At 43.5% G+C, this 19513-nt stretch carries 6 protein-coding genes; 4 read left to right on the plus strand and 2 right to left on the minus strand.

Annotated features, from left to right (window positions below; genetic code table 11):
- Window positions 1-129 precede the first annotated feature (129 nt).
- The gene (locus tag QQJ93_RS11615; RefSeq protein WP_284186092.1) at window positions 130-1539 is read right to left on the minus strand and encodes a polysaccharide lyase family 7 protein; all 1410 of its coding nucleotides are present in this window, start codon (window positions 1537-1539) and stop codon (window positions 130-132) included.
- 466 nt (window positions 1540-2005) lie between these two features.
- Here QQJ93_RS11615 and QQJ93_RS11620 point away from each other — a divergent pair, with 466 nt between their 5' ends.
- From QQJ93_RS11620 to QQJ93_RS11635, 4 genes are all read left to right on the plus strand, one after another.
- Window positions 2006-2968 (plus strand): TRAP transporter substrate-binding protein, encoded by a 963-nt coding sequence (locus tag QQJ93_RS11620; RefSeq protein WP_089123654.1) that lies wholly within the window; start codon window positions 2006-2008, stop codon window positions 2966-2968.
- Window positions 2969-3064: 96 nt separating this feature from the next.
- Window positions 3065-3541: a TRAP transporter small permease gene (locus QQJ93_RS11625; RefSeq protein WP_416376236.1), complete on the plus strand. Its 477-nt coding sequence runs from the start codon at window positions 3065-3067 to the stop codon at window positions 3539-3541.
- 12 nt (window positions 3542-3553) lie between these two features.
- On the plus strand, window positions 3554-4861 hold the full coding sequence (locus QQJ93_RS11630) for a TRAP transporter large permease (RefSeq protein ID WP_089123656.1): 1308 nt from the start codon (window positions 3554-3556) through the stop codon (window positions 4859-4861).
- A gap of 297 nt (window positions 4862-5158) precedes the next feature.
- Window positions 5159-6187, plus strand: coding sequence for a polysaccharide lyase family 7 protein (locus tag QQJ93_RS11635; protein WP_416376237.1), 1029 nt, complete (start codon window positions 5159-5161; stop codon window positions 6185-6187).
- A 219-nt stretch (window positions 6188-6406) separates the two neighbouring features.
- Here QQJ93_RS11635 and QQJ93_RS11640 read toward each other — a convergent pair whose 3' ends face one another.
- Window positions 6407-19486, minus strand: a complete 13080-nt coding sequence (locus tag QQJ93_RS11640; RefSeq protein WP_089123658.1) for a VCBS domain-containing protein — start codon at window positions 19484-19486, stop codon at window positions 6407-6409.
- Between the last annotated feature and the right edge of the window lie 27 nt (window positions 19487-19513).

The following is a 19513-nucleotide window of genomic DNA, read 5'->3' on the forward strand; positions in this document are numbered from 1 at the left end:
ATACAAATAAGTTCATTTTTGTGATCTTTCTCAGAAATTAGACGAGTAAAAAATAAGAGCTTACCCGTAAGTAAGCTCTTAATTACTTAATTTCCTACAGCCTAATAGCTTTCATTTTAATCACTATTATTAGTGGCTATAATTATCATGAGTATTGTTTAGCTCATAGAAAGTAGCTTTCGCATAATCATCATCATCACTCGTGTTATCTTGTAAGTAAATGCCAGCTTTAAAGTACATGTAGTTACTTGCATCATCATAACCACTACCACTCATATCAACCGTTTCCTTAGCTAATTGAGTACCATTTTGGCTGATAGTCACAATTAATGAGTCACCGGTAACTTTAATAGAATAAGAGAACTGCTCATTTAATTCGATACCACTCGATGGATTACTGGTGGAATTCAAGTCACCGTTTGAACTCACCATTGAACCTAATAAGTTGTACCATGTTTCATCCCCCCCATCAGATTTTGAGGTTTCATGTGCAAAGTAAATAGCACCTTTGCTGTTACCTGGAAGTTTATGATAGTAAAGGCGAATTGGTTCATTACTTTTCGCATGAATTTGCCCTACGACTAAACGGCCAACTTGCTTATCATCAGATGATGTTGTGGTAACATGATTTACGGCTAATGTTGCTTTCAACTCACCATCAATTCCACCAAAATCAGATTGCTCACTCGAAGAAATACTTGAGAACGCCCAATTATTCTCTGTACCACTGGTCGATTTTGAAGTATCACCACGACGTAACATTTCACGCAGTTCAGTGCGAACATATTTAGTGTTTTCTGAAGTTTTATAACCTTTCACAGGCGTGTAGAAGACCATTCCACCATCTGACCCAGTATAGAAAAAATCATCTTCATAACTTGCGGCTAATTCATTTTCTTTAATGGATGTCGCGTAGCCATCACCTTCATCTAAAGGAATACTTAGATACCAGTCTAATAAATCAAAATTGCTTGAAGGTGCTTTACTTGCATCTAAGTCAAAATTCGAACCTGAATCAGTACCAGAATCCGTTCCAGAGCCAGATCCAGTATCATCACCAAATGCTTGAACTTCCATGATGTTAGTCCAATCACTACCAGCCGTATTATCAAACACTTTAATTCGAACCCAACGAGCTTGAACCTCATCAAAGTCATACGTTTCTAATTGTGCAGACGTTCCTGAACTATTTCCTGAATACACTTTAGTCCAAGAATTACTTGAATCATCAGCGAGCGTACGAATTTCAAATCGGTTACTTAATTGATCGCCTCTGCCCCAAGCAATTTTTACATAGTTAAGGCTCTTAACTTCCCCAAGATCAAGCACCAAATTAACCTCGCTGCCAGAATCATAAGCCGCCCACCGCGACTCCCATTGGGTTGTACCATCAATCGCTTTAGATGCAGGGTAATTACTATGAGCACCTCCCCAATCTGAAGCTTCCACAATATTGAGTTTTGCTGCATTGGCAGCTGAGCTAAGCGTAATTAATGCTGCTAATGAACTTATTTTTGCTATTTTTCCAAATGACTTCATTCTATTCACCATTTATAAATATTATTGTGAATATTGATATTTCAATTACAACTTAAATATTGGTCCATCAATATTTATCCTTTGCTATATCTATCGAGCAAAGAAGCAACCAATTTTGATACATACTCATTTTGGCTTGCTCAAATAAAATAGCAGCCAATAATTTACTTGCTCACATCAAGATCACAGTTTAAATAATTTAATACTACAAAATAGAACTATCAGTAATAATGAATATTAGGTTTGAGATATAAAAAAACCATCACAACCATTACTTACATAGTGTATTCAACCCAATAAAAAACAATAAAACCATTGTGGAATAATTCATTTCAGTACTAATTTAACCCAGATCACAAATGTGACTAAATGTAAGATGCCGGTCAAATTCTGAACTCTTATTTATTGTATTACAAAATTACATAACTAAACTGAATATCAAACTACAACATAATAAGGACGTTACATGAAAAAGCTGATTTTACCTCTTGCTATCGCGGCCCTCTTTACTAACTTTTCTGCTTCAGCAAAAACCTTAACTCTTGGCCATGCAATGTCACTAGACAATGCAGCCCATAAAGGCATGGTTATCTTTGCAGATAAAGTAAAAGAGAAATCGAACGGAGATCTTACCGTCAAAATCTTCCCAAATGCGCAGCTTGGTTCAGAGCGTGATCAAGCAGAACAAGTTGTGACGGGTGCGATAGATATGGCAAAGATCAATGGTTCACTAGCGGAGTCATTCGAGCCAACATTTAAAGTTATCTCTATTCCATTCCTATTTAATAGTCCAGAACACATGCGTTCGTTCATGCGTAGTGACTCTGCCGAAGAATTACTTCAATCAAGTAAAGGTAAGGGTTTCATTGGCTTAACGTTTTATGATTCAGGTTCACGTAGCTTCTATGCAAAAAAACCCATTAAAACTCCTGAAGACCTTGCTGGTTTAAAAATTCGCGTCCCTGAGTCTCCAACCATGATGAAAATGATCAGCTTACTTGGTGCTAAGGCTACGCCACTTCCATTTACAGAAGTGTATACCGGCTTACAACAAGGTGTTATTGATGCGGCGGAAAACAACGTTTCTAGCTTAGTTGAAATGCGTCACAGTGAAGTTGCCAAATTCTACTCAATGGACCAACACACCATGAGCCCTGATTTGATCATTATCTCTGAAAACACTTGGGCAAATCTAAGTGAAGAAGAGCGTAAAATCATGAAAGAAGCGGCGGCTGAATCTCTAGAAGAAGAAATTAAAATCTGGGATCAAACAGAAAATGCCAACGTTGAAAAAGCCAAAAAAATGGGCGTAACGTTTGTTGAAGTCGATAAAGCAAAATTCCAAGAGAAAGTAAAACCTATGCTGGATGATGCGAAGAAAGATCCAAAACTTAGTTACTTCATCGATAAAATCCAAGCGATTAAATAACTCAACATCGTACTTTTATCATGTTTGCTCAATTGAAACGTTAATTTCAATCGAGCAAACAGCTTTTGATAGCATTAAGGAACGCATATGTTTGTTCTGCTTAAAAACTTAAGATCCTACCTAGATAAATCCATATTAATCTTTTGCGGTTTTGCATTACTGGCTTTAGTTGTAACGGTGACTTGGCAAGTATTTAGTCGATATATATTAAATGATCCAAGTTCATTTACTGATGAATTATCCCGATATTTAATGATTTGGTTAGGTCTCCTGGGTGCCAGTTATTTATTTGGTAAAAGAGGACATTTAGCAATCACATTGTTAGCGGATAATATTCCACCAAAAATGAACACCGCTCTTCAACTTTTTATTAATCTTCTTGCTTTATCTTTTGTTTCCCTTGCCATGTTAAAAGGTGGCTGGGCGTTAATTGGCCGTACTATGCAGCAATTTTCTCCTGCTTTACAAATCCCAATGGCCTATGTGTATTTTATTTTACCCTTGTCCGGCGTTCTAATTGTTTTCTATTTAATACTCAACATTTTAGAACCTTTTATTAAAGAATCTCACTAAGGTCACGTGAATATGGATATTTCTGTTGGTTTTTGGCTGTTATGCCTGTTTTTAACCATGATTGCGCTCAGTGTGCCGATTGCGATTGCAATTGCGATGTCTTCACTGGTGATCATGTACACCATTCTTCCTTTTGATGTTGCTTCAATGACCGCAGGGCAAAAGATTGTCACAGGGGTCGATAGCTTTAGTTTACTTGCTATTCCATTCTTTATTCTGGCAGGCAATATAATGAACCGAGGTGGTATTGCTGGCCGGTTAATAAATTTTGCTAAATTGTTAGTTGGCCGCCTTCCTGGCTCTCTTGCTCATGTTAATATTTTATCCAATATGATGTTCGGTGCAGTATCTGGTTCAGCGGTTGCGGCAGCTGCAGCGGTAGGTAAAACACTTGCACCTGAAATGAAAAAAGAAGGTTATGACAAGGCTTATTCGACAGCTGTTAACGTGGCCTCTTGTCCTGCGGGTCTACTCATTCCACCAAGTAATTCATTAATTGTCTTTTCAGTGGTCAGTGGTGGTACTTCAGTTGCCGCTTTATTTATTGCCGGTTACGTTCCAGGCATATTAATGGGATTAAGCTGCATGATTGTTGCTTACATTATTGCTAAGCGTAAAGGTTATGACAAACATGCTGTCGAGCGTCACACCTTAAAACAAATCGCATCAATTGTGTGGCAAGCAATACCTAGTTTAGGTCTAATCTTCGTGGTTATCGGCGGCATCATTGGGGGGGTATTTACAGCAACTGAAGGCGCGTGTATCGCCGTTCTTTACTCTTTTATTCTATCATTGTGTTATCGCACGATCAGTTGGCAAGATATTAAGCAAATCAGCATTGAGACCACAGAAATCACAGGCATCATGTTGTTTATTATCGGTGCTTCTACCATCATGTCTTGGGCAATGGCGTTCACTGGCTTACCTGGAATGATCAGTGATTGGATGTTATCGATTTCTGACAATCCGATCATCATATTCTTACTGATGAATTTGATTCTATTGATTGTTGGTATGTTTATGGATTTAACACCCGCACTATTAATTTTTACCCCGATCTTTATGCCAATCGCAGCACAACTTGGTATGGACCCGATTCATTTTGCCATGATGATTATCTTTAACTTATGTATTGGTATTGCCACCCCACCTGTTGGCACCGCTTTATTCGTCGGTTGCAGTGTCAGTGGTGTCAAAATTGAAAAAGTGATTCGAGCCATTCTTCCATTCTGTGGCGTGCTAATTATCACCTTATTGCTGATTACATTTATTCCAGCATTAAGCTTATTCTTACCTAAATTCTTTGGATTAATTCATTAATAATTAAAGTGTTATTAAAATTATCCCTAATGAAATATATGCCTAAGTAACTTCAAGATACGAGTTTCAGGATCTTGACGTTACTTGGGTATAAGCCCGGGAGAATAAAAAGTTTTAAAAAGTGATCTTGCGCTTCTTTCCCCTCTGTAATATGTGACAAAACTCACCATGATTTCTTTTGTATTATTATAAGATTTTAATGTCTAGTCATTCATTAGATATCAATACTCAAGAACAAAAAACAATTAAAAACATAACGTTAAATAAGGATAGAAAATGTTAAAAAAATTCCTCTGCATGTCGGTTATCCTAGGCTGCTCAGCAAACGCAATGGCGCAAGCCGCTCCAGTACCAGCTGACAAGTTTGACATGATGAACTGGAAAATTACCGTTCCAGAAGATAGAGATAAAAACGGTAAGATTGATGAAATTGAAGGTGTAGCGATGTTCAGCTACTCAAACCCGGACTATTTCTTTTTAGATGACGATGGCAACATGGTTTTCCAAGTTCAAAATAAAGCTATCACAACATCTGGCTCATCAAACGCTCGTTCAGAACTACGCCAAATGCTACGTGGCACCGATCTTACTATCGATGTCAAAGCTCCAGCAAATAACTTCGCTTTAGCATCTCATCCCAAAGCAAAAGAATATGGTGCTGTTGGTGGTAAATTAGAAGCAACCTTAAAAGTAAACCATGTTGCTACTCATGCTAATCAACCAAATAAACTTCCTGCCTATTCAGTGGTTGTTGGACAAATTCATGCCAACAAAGATCCTAAACTAATGGAAGCAAACACTGGCTTTGGCTATGGTAATGAACCTTTAAAAATCTTCTACAAAAAATGGCCAGATCATGATAAAGGTTCTGTATTCTTTAACTACGAGCGCAACTTAGCAAAAGATGATCCAAACCGTATCGATATTGCCTACCCAGTTTGGGGCAATACTTGGGAAAACAAAGATGATCCTAAAGATGCTGGTGTAGCACTTGGGGAAGAGTTTAGTTATGTAGTGGATGTTGAAGGTAACATCATGCACTTAACTTTCACTTCGAAAAACCACAAGACCGTTGAATATAAAATCGACCTATCTAAAAACCTGAAGCCTGACGGCACAGTTGATGAGAAAGATAATCCACGTGGTTACGCAGAAGATTCTTTCTACTTTAAAGCCGGTGCTTATGGCCAATGTAGTGTGAAAGATGATGAAGGTTTCTGGTCTCCAGGTTGTGCAGGTACAGGTGACTTCGCAACTGACGTGAAGAATGGCGACTACAACAGTGTGACATTCTCTAAGTTAGAATTAACATCGCATAAAAAATAGCGACTATTAACAAACTTAAGTAGTCAATAATCAATACAAAAATGGCAAAGACTCATCACGTGTCTTTGCCATTTTTTATGGTGATACATTCACTATTGCTGAACTATTCTAAACGAGGTAAGCCAATTTTACCCTCTTCATTTCAACTAAAAAGCACCGATATTTAACATATTAAACATCGATACTTTTTTGAATGTTTAACTTTCATTACCTTTCTGGTTAATGATTATATTGATCTGGGGAATGATGATTTCCGTCAATCAATTGATCATCAACCTGTGGGCTATCCATACCATGCTCCATCCCCTTACCACCATGGTCATCAAATACCGCATGTTTATCATGCTTATCATGTGCTTCATCTGCTAATGGATTAGCGAAATGATCTAAGCCTTCATGGGCAAGCACATCATGGACATGATCCGCCAACGGGTTATGGTCAAACTTTTGGTCTAGTAAGGATGCATCATGCTCGGCCTTAACCTCCGCTTTATCAGCATGATTTGCACCTACCATTTTAAGATAACTATCCACTGGCGTATTAACATGTCCATGTGCCTCATCAGCATTATGTTGAGGGTTATGAACCATCGAATCATCTACATTTTCCACGACTAAGTGCTGTGGTTGACTGTGATCATTTAATGTGTGTTTATCTTCCGTCACATGGTGTTTAGGCTGTAATAAGTCCATATATAAGCTTGCTGCATCACTTATTCCTTCATGAGAACTGGCTGGATGATCAGCTGGCGCATCAGTGGAATCTAATGTCGCAGTAAACGATGATGTTTCTGTGGTATCTGGAACATCATGACTCGTTGATGATGGTGGCGTAAATGCTAGCTCATGTTCACGAGGATCACCTGAAATTGTATATTTTACATCATGTGATTTCAGATCGAATTGTTGATAAATAACACGACCAGCAAGCACATCATCATAGGTAAATGAACCTTTATCGTGAATTGGTGTTTCATGACCTTGAGCATCTTGTAATACAAACTGCCCCCCATCATCTTTATTACTCCCATCATGTGCTGGAGCGGTAACTAAAGTAATGGTTGTACCTTTATCAGTACTCGTCAAACCAAAATCAGCTAATGCCATTATATGCTCAACAGGCTGAGTGGCATCTACCGTAGAAGCTAAATGAACCCCTCCCTGTGCAGATTCATGTACAACTGTTGGGACACCACTTTCATCTGCACCATGAATAGTAACAGTGATCTTATGCGGTGTACCATCTGCCGAATGGACGGTCACAGAGTCGGTTCGAGTCTCTCCTGCACTCAACTTCTGGATTTCAGGGTTATCATTGTCTGCAATATACATCCACTCCCCTTGATCTAAAATCATGAATGAACCAAAACCATGATCACCTTTAATATCGATTTGTGATTGGAAGTGAGCTTCACCAGTATCTGCATCAGCAACATCTAAATGTCCGTGTGCGGATAAGGTGTTAGATACTGCTGCGGCATTAATGTTAAGATCTTCTGTGATGGAACCACTATCCGTACCTGTAATTATCGCCGCATCATTAGTCCCAGTCAGATGGAAGGTAATCGCATGCGTTTGTGTACGACTTTCCCCAGAAGAATCAGTACAAGTAATAGGTATAACAATATCCAGTTTCTCACCTGCCGCTAAATAATTATAAGCTGGATCTGAAGGATCAAATGTATAGGAACCATCAGTAGGGTCAAATGTAAAACCAGCAACTTGAGGCTGTGCTGGGTCTAACGATAAGGTAACCGTATCACCATCATCCGCATCCAAAGCATGTAACTGACCAGAAGCAATATTGTCACTTTCATCTAGAGTATAACTGTCTGTACCAAGCAAATAAGGATGGTCATTCGTTCCCGTAATATCAATGGTTAATGTGCTATGACTCGTGCCACCTTCTCCATCCGTTACCGATACAGGAATGGAAATAGTTTCTGATACGCCTTTTGCTAAATGCTGATAACTAGCATGACTCGGGTCAAAACTCCATGAGCCATCGGAATTTAATGTAAAGCCATCTACTGCTTGTGATGCTGTGTAAGTTAAATGCTGGTTAGCACCTGTATCAAAATCATTAGCTTGTAGATGCCCAGTAACCATGGCTGCATCTTCAGTAACTGAAATCGACGGTATCGCAGTAAAAACAGGGATATCATTAGTACCGGTAATGGTAATGGTTAAAATTTGTTGTGCGGTATTACCAGCAGCATCGGTGACTTCATAAGTATACGAGTCAGTCACCGTTTGGCCTGTAGGTATTGCTTGTACTGCTGGATTAAGATTATTTAAATCAAAGGTATACGAACCATCTGCTTGCAAATGCAAAGTACCGTAAGTGCCAATTTTATCACCCGCATTAGTGACCGTTAGCCCTTGCTCATCATTGGTTAATACATTGCCATGAGTAACCCCTGCCGCTTGGTCCTCAGTGGCGGTATCGGTATCTGAAGCAGTCGTAGCATCAGTATCTACCGCGTAACTCGTACTTAATCTATTAACACCACTAGCATTGCCTGCATTATCATGTGCAGCGAAACTCGCACTGTATGCATGATTTGCCGCTAACTCACTGCCAGGGATATCAATACTAAATGCACCACTCGAATCCACCGAGCCTTGATAATCTTTACCACCTAAGTGAATTGTCATCAAGTCTCCTGAAACAAAGTCTTGGCCAAGCACACCTCCAACACGACCTGTAACCGCAACAGTACCGGTGGATTCTGCGGCATTAATCACATTATCAGAAGTAATCTGATCAAACATCAACGGAGGCATTGGACGATCTGTGTCTAAGCTAATTGTTAAAGGTGAGGAAGTAACACTATTACCCTGCGTATCGGTTACCACCGCGGTGATGTCATGGTGACCATTTGCAGTCAATTCATGCGCAGCATCCGTAGTTAACGTCCAAGTGCTACCCGATACTTTAGTTGCCATCCCTAATGAGGTAGAGCCATCAAACACTTCAACTTGTGTTACATCAGAATCAATCCCTGTTAAAGTGAAGGTTGGTGTCGTGTCGCTCGTTAAGTTATCACTATGGTTACTACCCGAATCACTAGCATCAACTAAATCAACCGTTGGGACGGTAATGCCCGTATCCACTGTCACAACCATGCCAGAAGAATCTATCCCTGTTGCCGCTGAAGGTGCTGTCGCCGTTGCCGTCAACGAATGCGCATCACCGCTATTGCTACCACTTAATGCAGATGTAGTGACTGAATAATCTCCATTTACATCACTGGTTGTGGTCGCAACCACTGTTGTGCCATCTTTAATTTCCACCACCGAAAACGGTATATCAGTATGTCCTGTAATCGTTGGCGTGGTATCACTGGTAATTAAATCAGTTTTATCACCGCTGTTACTTGCAGGATCGAGTGATATGGTCACTGCATTGGTAGGTGGCGTTATCGTTGGTAACGTTGGCATTGCATCAGTTACAGTTGGTGGAGTCTGTACTTGTGCAGCCACTACGGGTGGATTACCTGATGTAGTCGCCGCTGTCACCGTTGCTGTTGGGTCAAATTGAATGAACTGACTCATCGCCGCACCACTAGAATCCGTGACGACCACTTCAAAAACTTCATGCCCAGAATAAATACCCGTTGCGGGATCGAATGCCATGCCCACCGCACTACTATGAGGGGCATAGGTATAAGCACCGCTTACTGTATCAATGGTTAAATCCCCAAATTGGCCATGTACAACGGTGGTATGCGCAGTACTGTCAACAACACCATTTGGTGAAGAGTATGTCAGTACATCACCCACATCCACATCTGAACCGACAAGTGTGCCCGTAATATGTGTCGTTTGAGTGATAGTTAATGTTGGCGCATCATTGGTATTATCCACTGTTAGCGCAAAGCTGGTGCTAACCCGTGCCCCCTGACTATCCGTCGCGGTAACGGTAATCGGGAGTTTGCCCACATCGGCATTGCTTGGTGTGCCACTAAAGGTGCCCGTTGCCGCATCAAAATGCAGCCAACTTGGTAACCCTGTCGCTGACAGCGTTAAGTGATCACCATTATCCAAATCGTTAAAAGTATCCGATGGCAGTGCAAAACTAAAGGCCGTATCTTCCGTGGCACTTTGGGCGGTAACCGTATGCGTGATCGTTGGCGCATCATTGGTACCGACAACATGAACCGTGACCACTTGTTGCACCACACCACCGTGACCATCTGAAGCTTGAACAGTAAAAGGTAAATCAACCGTCTCATGCTCTGCTAATGATCTAGCTATACCTCCGCTACCGCCTCCACGGAAAAACCATCGCCCATCATCACTGATAATAAAAGTACCATAAGTACTCTTACCTGGATTAAGCGATCCTGTTGGATTCACTATTTCCCATTTAGGTTGATCATTAGTGTCAATATCTGTCGCCACTAATTGCCCTTGAATCAGAGTAGAGCCATGAAGCCTCGCTAATAGCGTGTTTTCAATAACTCCACCAGGAGCGATAACCGGCGCATCATTGGTGCCGGTAATATCAATCACTAACTGTTGAGTATCGGTTCCACCATGTCCATCACTGACCGTGATAGGAATTGATACCATTTCTGAAGCACCTGCTGCAATATGTTGATACGCAGCATGGCTAGGGTCAAAATCCCAAGTACCGTCACTGTTTAACGTAAAACCATCAACAGCATTCGCAACCGAATACGTTAAATGTTGAGCATCGCCCACATCTGGGTCCGTTGCTTGCAATTGCCCACTCGCATGGGCACCATCTTCGGTGACGGCTACTGTCGATATTGGCGTTAACACCGGCGCATCATTGGTATTATTGACCGTCAGAGCAAAACTGGTACTGACTTGTGCACCGTGGCTATCCGTCGCAATAACAGTAATCGGGAGCTTACCCACATCAGCATTGGTTGGCGTGCCACTAAAGGTGCTCGTTGCCGCATCAAAATGCAACCAGCTTGGCAACCCTGTCGCTGACAGCGTTAAGTGGTCACCATTATCAACATCTTTAAAGGTATCTAATGGAAGTGCAAAACTAAAGGCCGTATCTTCCGTGGCAGTTTGTGATACAACAGTGTGAGTAAGCGTTGGTGCGTCATTAGTATTATTGACCGTCAGAGCAAAACTAGTACTGACTTGCGCACCATGACTATCCGTCGCGGTAACGGTAATCGGGAGTTTGCCCACATCGGCATTGCTTGGTGTGCCACTAAAGGTGCTCGTTGCCGCATCAAAATGAAGCCAGCTTGGCAACCCTGTCGCTGACAGCGTTAAGTGATCACCATTATCGATATCATTAAAGGTATCCGATGGAAGTGCAAAACTAAAGGCCGTATCTTCCGTTGCAGTTTGTGAAACAACAGTGTGAGTAAGCGTTGGCGCATCATTGGCGCCATGAATTGTCACGACAATTTTATGACTCGTACCATCCACAGTTGTCACAGTAATAGAATCGGTATGGGAATCGTTTGCACCCAACTCTTGAATTTTAGGATCATCATTATTTGCTGTGTAAATCCAGAACCCTGAAGGAGTGATTGAAAAATCACCAAAACCATTGTCGCCGACTACACCAGTTTGATCCTGAAAATGAGCTTCATTTGAATCCACATCAGTAACCGCTAAACGCCCTTGTATCGTTAACTCATGGATACTTGGGTCTGTAGCGTTTGGGGTGACATGTTGATCTTCTGTTATAGAGCCATGCTCAGTTCCACTGATCACCGGTGCATCATTGGTGCCGGTAATATTAATCACTAACTGTTGAGTATCGGTTCCTCCATATCCATCACTGACCGTGATAGGAATAGATATCGTTTCTGAAGCACCTGCTGCAATATGTTGATAAGCAGCATGGCTAGGGTCAAAATCCCAAGTGCCGTCATTATTTAACGTAAAACCATCAACAGCATTCGCAACCGAATACATTAAATGTTGAGCATCGCCCACATCTGGGTCCGTTGCTTGCAATTGCCCACTCGCATGGGCACCATCCTCTGTAACGGTCACTATAGATATTGGAGATATAATCGGAGCATCATTGATATTGTTAACCGTCAAAGCAAAACTTGCCTCTACGTGCGCACCATAACTATCGGTTGCGGTAACCGTAATCGGAAGTTTACCAGCAACATCTGAATTGGTTGGCGTGCCACTAAAAGTGCCCGTTGCCGCATCAAAATGCAACCAACTTGGCATGCCTGTTGCAGAAAGCGTTAAGTGATCGCCATGATCGACATCAATGAATGTGTCTGCCGGCAAAGTGAAAGTGAACGGCGAATCTTGATTCGTCGTTTGCTCAGCAATCGGCAGAACCCCCTGGCTATGGCTAACAACGGTTGGAGCATTATTAACCCCCGTAATATGGATGGTTAGTGTTTGTGTTGTGCTTCCACCATGACCATCGCTTACTTTAAAATGGAAGGTTTCTGTTGCCTGCTCACCTTCCGATAATGCTGTCGCATCAGTACTACCAATACGATATACCCATTGGCCTGACGGAGATAAAGCAATATGTCCGTACTCACCTATATTTGGAGCAGAATGTGTTGATATGATTTCCCATTTAAGAGCATCACCAGTATCCACATCCGTCGCTGTCAACTGACCTCTCACTAAAGATAGTGAAGTAAGCCCTGTATCTTCATCAAAACCATGACCACCATCAACCATTGTTGAGCTCACCACAGGATTGTCATTGGTGCCGGTAATATTAATCACTAACTGTTGAGTATCGGTTCCACCATGTCCATCACTGACCATCACAGGAATCGACACGGTTTCTGAAATACCAGCGGCAATATGTTGATACGCAGCATGACTAGGATCAAAATCCCAAGTGCCGTCATTATTTAACGTAAAACCATCAACAGCATTCGCAACGGAATACGTTAAATGTTGAGCATCGCCCACATCTGGGTCCGTTGATTGCAATTGTCCACTCGCATGAGCACCATCTTCAGTGACCGCCACTGTCGATAGGGGCGTTAACACCGGCGCATCATTAGTATTATTGACCGTCAGAACAAAACTGGTACTGACTTGTGCACCGTGGCTATCCGTCGCAGTAACCGTAATCGGGAGCTTACCCACATCAGCATTGGTTGGCGTGCCACTAAAGGTGCCCGTTGCGGCATCAAAATGCAGCCAGTTTGGTAACCCAGTCGCAGAAAGCGTTAAGTGATCACCATTATCGATATCATTAAAGGTATCCGATGAAAGTGCAAAACTAAAAGCCGTATCTTCCGTGGCGCTTTGGGCTACAACCGTGTGAGTGACCGTTGGAACATCATTGGTGCCCGTCACATGAATGACTAAGTCTTGGGTGCTGCTTGCCCCCTGATCGTCGGTGACCGTCACCGGGATGGTCACATCTTGCGACGATCCTGCCGCTAAATGGGCATAACTGGCGTGGTTTGCATCAAAACTATAACTGCCATCGGCATGTAAACTAAAGCCATCCACTGGCTGCGCAATACTGAAGGTCGCGGTGGCATGATCATCCACATCGCTGGAAGTAATGGTGCCGCTGACCGTACTGCCTTCCGCCACGGTTTTGGCACTGATGTTGGTAATAACCGGTGCATCATTGGTGCCGGTAATCGTGATGGTCAAGGTTTGGGTGGCCGTGCCCCCCGCGCCATCGGTCACCGTCACTGGAACCGTCACAACTTGCGTATCGCCGGCAGCAATATGCTGATACGCCTGAACGCTCGCATCTAATGTGTAGCGGCCATCGGCCTGTAAGGTAAAGCCGGCCGGCAGCGTCCCCGTGGCCGCGTAGGTCGCACTGTCACCGGTATCGATATCGGTTGAACCTAATTGACCCGTTACCTTGGTGTCTTCATTACCGTGGTTAACCAAAGTTGCTGAGGTAAAGGTTGGGTCATCATTAGTACCATGTATTGTCACAATAATTTTATGAGTCGTACCATCCGCAGCTTTAACATCAATAGAATCAGTTCTCGTATCAGTGACACCCAACTCTTGGAGTTTAGGATCATCATTATTCGCAGAATACCCCCAATGCCCTTGCTGTGTAATGAAAAATGTACCAAAACCATTATCACCAAGTATAGGTCTTTGAAATACAAAATGATCTTCACCTGAATCAATATCTGTTATGTCTAAATGTCCTTGTATTTTTAGCTCATGAATACTTGGATCTTTAGGATTCGAAAATACATTTTGATCTTCCGTTATAGAGCCATGATCGGTGCCCGCAATCACGGGCGCGTCATTGGTGCCCGTCACATGAATGATTAAATCTTGGGTGCTGCTCGCCCCCTGATCGTCGGTGACCGTCACCGGAATCGTCACATCTTGCGACGATCCTGCCGCTAAATGGGCATAACTGGCGTGGTTTGCATCAAAGGTATAACTGCCATCGGCATGTAAACTAAAGCCATCCACTGGCTGCGCAATACTGAAGGTTGCGGTGGCATGATCATCCACATCGCTGGAAGTAATGATGCCGCTGACCGTACTGCCTTCTGCCACGGTTTTGGCACTGATGTCGGTAATAACCGGTGCATCATTGGTGCCGGTAATCGTAATGGTCAAGGTTTGGGTGGCCGTGCCCCCCGCACCATCGGTCACGGTCACTGGAATGGTGATGTCTTGGGAATGGCCTGCCTCTAGGTGCTGATACGCCTGAACGCTCGCATCTAATGTGTAGCGGCCATCGGCCTGTAAGGTAAAGCCGGCCGGCAGTGTCCCCGTGGCCGCGTAGGTCGCACTGTCACCGATATCGGTGTCCGTTGAGCCCAATTGCCCCGTCACACTCGTGTCTTCGTCGCCACTTTGTGTCAACGTCGCAGTGGTAAAGACGGGCGCGTCATTGGTGCCATTGACGGTGACGGTAATGGTGTGCGCGGTGCCATCGGCTGAGGTGACCGTAAAGGTATCGGTCAGTGAGTTCGTGGTGCCGCTTGGGCTTTCGCCCAACGCTTGCACCTCGGCATTGCTGTTATCTAAATGGTAGGTCCACGCGCCGCTGGCATCAATGTCTAACTGGCCGTGATTTCCTGTCCCCGTGATGCCACTGGCGGCGGTAAAGTGAGCTTCACCCGCATCCGCATCGCGGATGGTTAAGGTGCCCGACGCCGTTTGTTGACTCTCTTCTTGCGCCGTACCCGTATCGGTGCCCGCAATCACGGGCGCGTCATTGGTGCCCGTCACATGAATAACTAAGTCTTGTGTACTGCTCGCCCCCTGATCATCGGTGACCGTCACCGGGATGGTCACATCTTGCGACGACCCTGCCGCTAAATGGGCATAACTGGCGTGGTTTGCATCAAAGCTATAACTGCCATCGGCATTTAAACTAAAGCCATCCACTGGTTGCGCAATACTGAAGGTTGCGGTGGCATGATCATCCACATCACTGGAAGTAATGGTGCCGCTGACCGTACTGCCTTCCGCCACGGTTTTGGCACTGATGTCGGTAATAACCGGTGCATCATTGGTGCCGGTAATCGTGATGGTCAAGGTTTGGGTGGCCGTGCCCCCCGCACCATCGGTCACGGTCACTGGAATGGTGATGTCTTGGGAATGGCCTGCCTCTAGGTGCTGATACGCCTGAACGCTCGCATCTAATGTGTAGCGGCCATCGGCCTGTAAGGTAAAGCCGGCCGGCAGTGTCCCCGTGGCCGCGTAGGTCGCACTGTCACCGATATCGGTGTCCGTTGAGCCCAATTGCCCCGTCACACTCGCGTCTTCGTCGCCACTTTGTGTCAACGTCGCGGTGGTAAAGACGGGCGCGTCATTGGTGCCATTGACGGTGACGGTAATGGTGTGCGCGGTGCCATCGGTTGAGGTGACCGTAAAGGTATCGGTCAGTGAGTTCGTGGTGCCGCTTGGGCTTTCGCCCAACGCTTGCACCTCGGCATTGCTGTTATCTAAATGGTAGGTCCACGCGCCGCTGGCATCAATGTCTAAGGTTCCATGATTACCGCTGCCTGTGGTACCACTTACCGCAATAAAGTGATCTTCGCCCGCATCGGCATCACTGATAGTCAAAGTGCCGCTGGCGGTTAATTGACTCTCTTCTTGCACGCTGCCGCTATCAACGCCACTGATCACAGGCACATCATTGGTGCCGGTAATATTAATCACTAACTGCTGAGTATCGGTTCCACCATGCCCATCACTCACCGTCACAGGAATCGACACTGTTTCTGAAATACCAGCGGCAATATGTTGATACGCAGCATGGCTAGGATCAAAATCCCAAGTGCCGTCACTGTTTAACCTAAAACCATCAACGGCATTCGCAATTGAATACGTTAAATGCTGAGCATCGCCTACATCTGGATCTGTCGCTTGTAATTGTCCTGCCGCATGTGCGCCATCTTCTGTAACAGTCACTATAGATATTGGAGATATAACCGGCGCATCATTGATATTGTTTACCGTCAAAGCAAAACTTGCCTCTACGTGCGCACCATGAGTATCGGTTGCTGTAACCGTAATCGGAAGTTTGCCGGCAACATCTGAATTAGTTGGCGTACCACTAAAGGTGCCCGTTGTGGCATCAAAGTGTAGCCAGCTTGGCAACCCTGTTGCTGAAAGGGTTAAATGATCTCCATGATCGACATCATTGAATGTACCTGGTGGTAAAGTGAAAGTGAACGACGAGTCTTGAGTCGTCGTTTGCTCAGCAATCGGTAGCCCTCCCTGGCTATGGGTAACAACAATTGGAGCATTATTTATACCCGTGACATGAATAATAAGTGTTTGTATAGTGCTTCCACCATGGCCATCACTTACTTTTAAATGAAAGGTTTCCGTTACTTGTTCACCTTCCTCTAATGCTGTCGCAGCAGCACTACCAACACGATATACCCATTGACCTGACGGAGCTAAAGCAATATGTCCATAATCACCATAATGAGGATCTGAATGAGTGCTTGATGGCATAAGTTCCCAACTCAGTTTATCTCCCGTATCTATATCAGTTGCAGTTAGCTGCCCTTTCACTAAAGAGGCCGGTAAGTTTCTTAGAATAGTATCAGTGCCATGACCTCCATCTACTATTGCTGAGCTCACCACAGGATTATCATTGGTGCCGGTAATCGTAATCTCTAATGTTTCTGTCGACGTATTACCTGCTACATCCGTTACTTCATAAGTGTATATATCGGTTGTTGTTTGACCATCAGGCAATGCTTGAATACTTGGATGTTGATTATTTAAATCATACGTATAAGTGCCGTCAGCATGCATGTGCACTGTACCGAAAGCTCCTTGTAAATCCCCAGCCTTTACAACCATTCCTGATTCATCATTGCCCAATACATTACCAATGCTCGCAACACCAGCAGTTTGATCTTCTGTCGCCGTACCAGTATCCGCTACCGTTGTCGCGCCGGTATCAATTGTCACATCTAATGTTGGGGATAATATAGGAGTTGCACCCGCGACACCGGGAGCGGTCGCTTCTGCGTGTAGGTGATGTAGTTGCCCTGCTTCTGTACCACCAAGCACTGAAGTAGCAACAGCGTAATCGCCTTTATCATCGGCAATCACAGTGCCGACTTTGGTGGTACCGTCAAAAATATTCACTGTTGAGAACGGAATATCCACATGTCCGGTGATCATTGGAGTCGTTACCGATGTGATGTCATCACTATTCGTTCCCGTACCTCCATACGTATCACTGGTACTTGCCAAGTCAATAGTGAGAGAAGCCGTTGGTGGCGCTGTTAATATTAGCGGGGTCGTTGATGGTGTGGTTAGTGTAATAGTCGGGGGAGTTGGTGCTCCTAGTATTATCGTAACCGGTGCATTAGGCGTTGTCACCGTAGGTCCGGCTACCGTTGCACTCACATCAAAGGTAATATATTTAGTATCCGTACCACCATGGCCATCAGTTACTTGTACTTCAAACACGTCGTGACCAGTGTATTGACCAGTATTATGGTTATACGACATCCCTTTAACTGTACCTGGCGTTTGCGTATAAGTGTAATCACCCGTCGATGGATCGATACTCAAATGACCATACAATCCTATACTTTGTGTTGTGGAAAAAGTATGTGTATCGGTCGTATCAACGTCAGTTTCAGTTAACTTACCTGTCACCAAATTAGCCGCATTCGGTGTCACTGTTAGCACAGGAGCATCATTGGTACCTGTAATACTCACAACGACATCATGAGTCGTGGCACCATCTTTCGATAAAACATGAACTGTATCGGTAATTTTCTCACCAGAAGCTAATGATTGGATGCTTTGCAGGGTGTCATCAACACTATAATGCCAATGCCCTTGCTCATCGATTGTAAACTCACCATATTTACCCATTGCTGTCTGAGCATGGAAATACGCATCCCCTTGGTCAACATCAATAATATCTAGTTTGCCTTGAGCATTAAGGTGATGGGCCGTATCAATGTGTTGGTCTTCAGTTAATGGCTGGCTATCAACACCAGAAATAATTGCCTTATCTTCATCACCTTTAATAGTGATAGAGATTTGATGAGAGTCACCATTAACTAGATGAATGGTAAAAGACTCATGTAAAGTTGTCGTACTCTTAAGCGCTTGAACCGCTTGTTGACCATTATTAACACTGTACTCCCAGTGACCATTAGCATCTATTTCTAAAGTGCCATATTGGCCAGATAATGTTTCAACCACAACTCGGGTATCCGTTGGAGCTGTCGCAGCAATGTTCAAATTACCTGTCGCGTGTAACTCACCCGCTTGAACATTATGGTCTTCTATAAGAATGGCATTATCGGCACCAGAAATCGTAACTTTTGCAATCTGGTTATGACCTTGAGTAATGGTTAATTGCTGTTGATGTACTTCACCTTTATGGGTCGCATGAATGGTAAATTGTTGAGATTGGCCCGCAAGCGAATTAACTGAAGGAATAAAGGTAAATGCACCTGTAGGCGCTAATCTAAATACTCCAAAACTACTGACATGGTTCTCAGCTATACTATAAGTAACATCAGGTTCACCCGTTGTTGGAATTATTTTCCCTACCAAAGGCTGTGGTTCTTGCGTTAGATTTGTTTCATTTCCTGCCACTGGGGTATTGATTTGCTCTTTACTAACAACAGTATCTACTTCAACTTCTACCTCAGTGTTTGGCGACAAATTATTCACAAAAGCCGCTTGTGACCATGATTTATCAGCTACATCATCATTTTTAGTCTTACTAGCAATTCTATCATCTGCATTACCACGCAATGCTTCTGCTTTTAACCGTTGAGCATTTTTATCTAATTTCTTTATTGCCTCTTTACTCGGCTGCTCTTTTTTATTTTCTGATTTATTCTTTTTGCGATCTTCCATGATGTACCTCTATAAATCTCAGTCACG

Source organism: Vibrio algivorus (genome assembly GCF_030161215.1).
Classification (GTDB): domain Bacteria; phylum Pseudomonadota; class Gammaproteobacteria; order Enterobacterales; family Vibrionaceae; genus Vibrio; species Vibrio algivorus.

What these genes read in the sequence shown, in the direction of transcription:
- QQJ93_RS11635 (WP_416376237.1), top strand. Translation starts at nt 5,159, where the DNA reads ATGTCGGTTATCCTAGGCTGCTCAGCAAACGCAATGGCGCAAGCCGCT.
- QQJ93_RS11630 (WP_089123656.1), top strand. Translation starts at nt 3,554, where the DNA reads ATGGATATTTCTGTTGGTTTTTGGCTGTTATGCCTGTTTTTAACCATG.
- QQJ93_RS11640 (WP_089123658.1), bottom strand. Translation starts at nt 19,486, where the DNA reads ATGGAAGATCGCAAAAAGAATAAATCAGAAAATAAAAAAGAGCAGCCG.
- QQJ93_RS11615 (WP_284186092.1), bottom strand. Translation starts at nt 1,539, where the DNA reads ATGAAGTCATTTGGAAAAATAGCAAAAATAAGTTCATTAGCAGCATTA.
- QQJ93_RS11620 (WP_089123654.1), top strand. Translation starts at nt 2,006, where the DNA reads ATGAAAAAGCTGATTTTACCTCTTGCTATCGCGGCCCTCTTTACTAAC.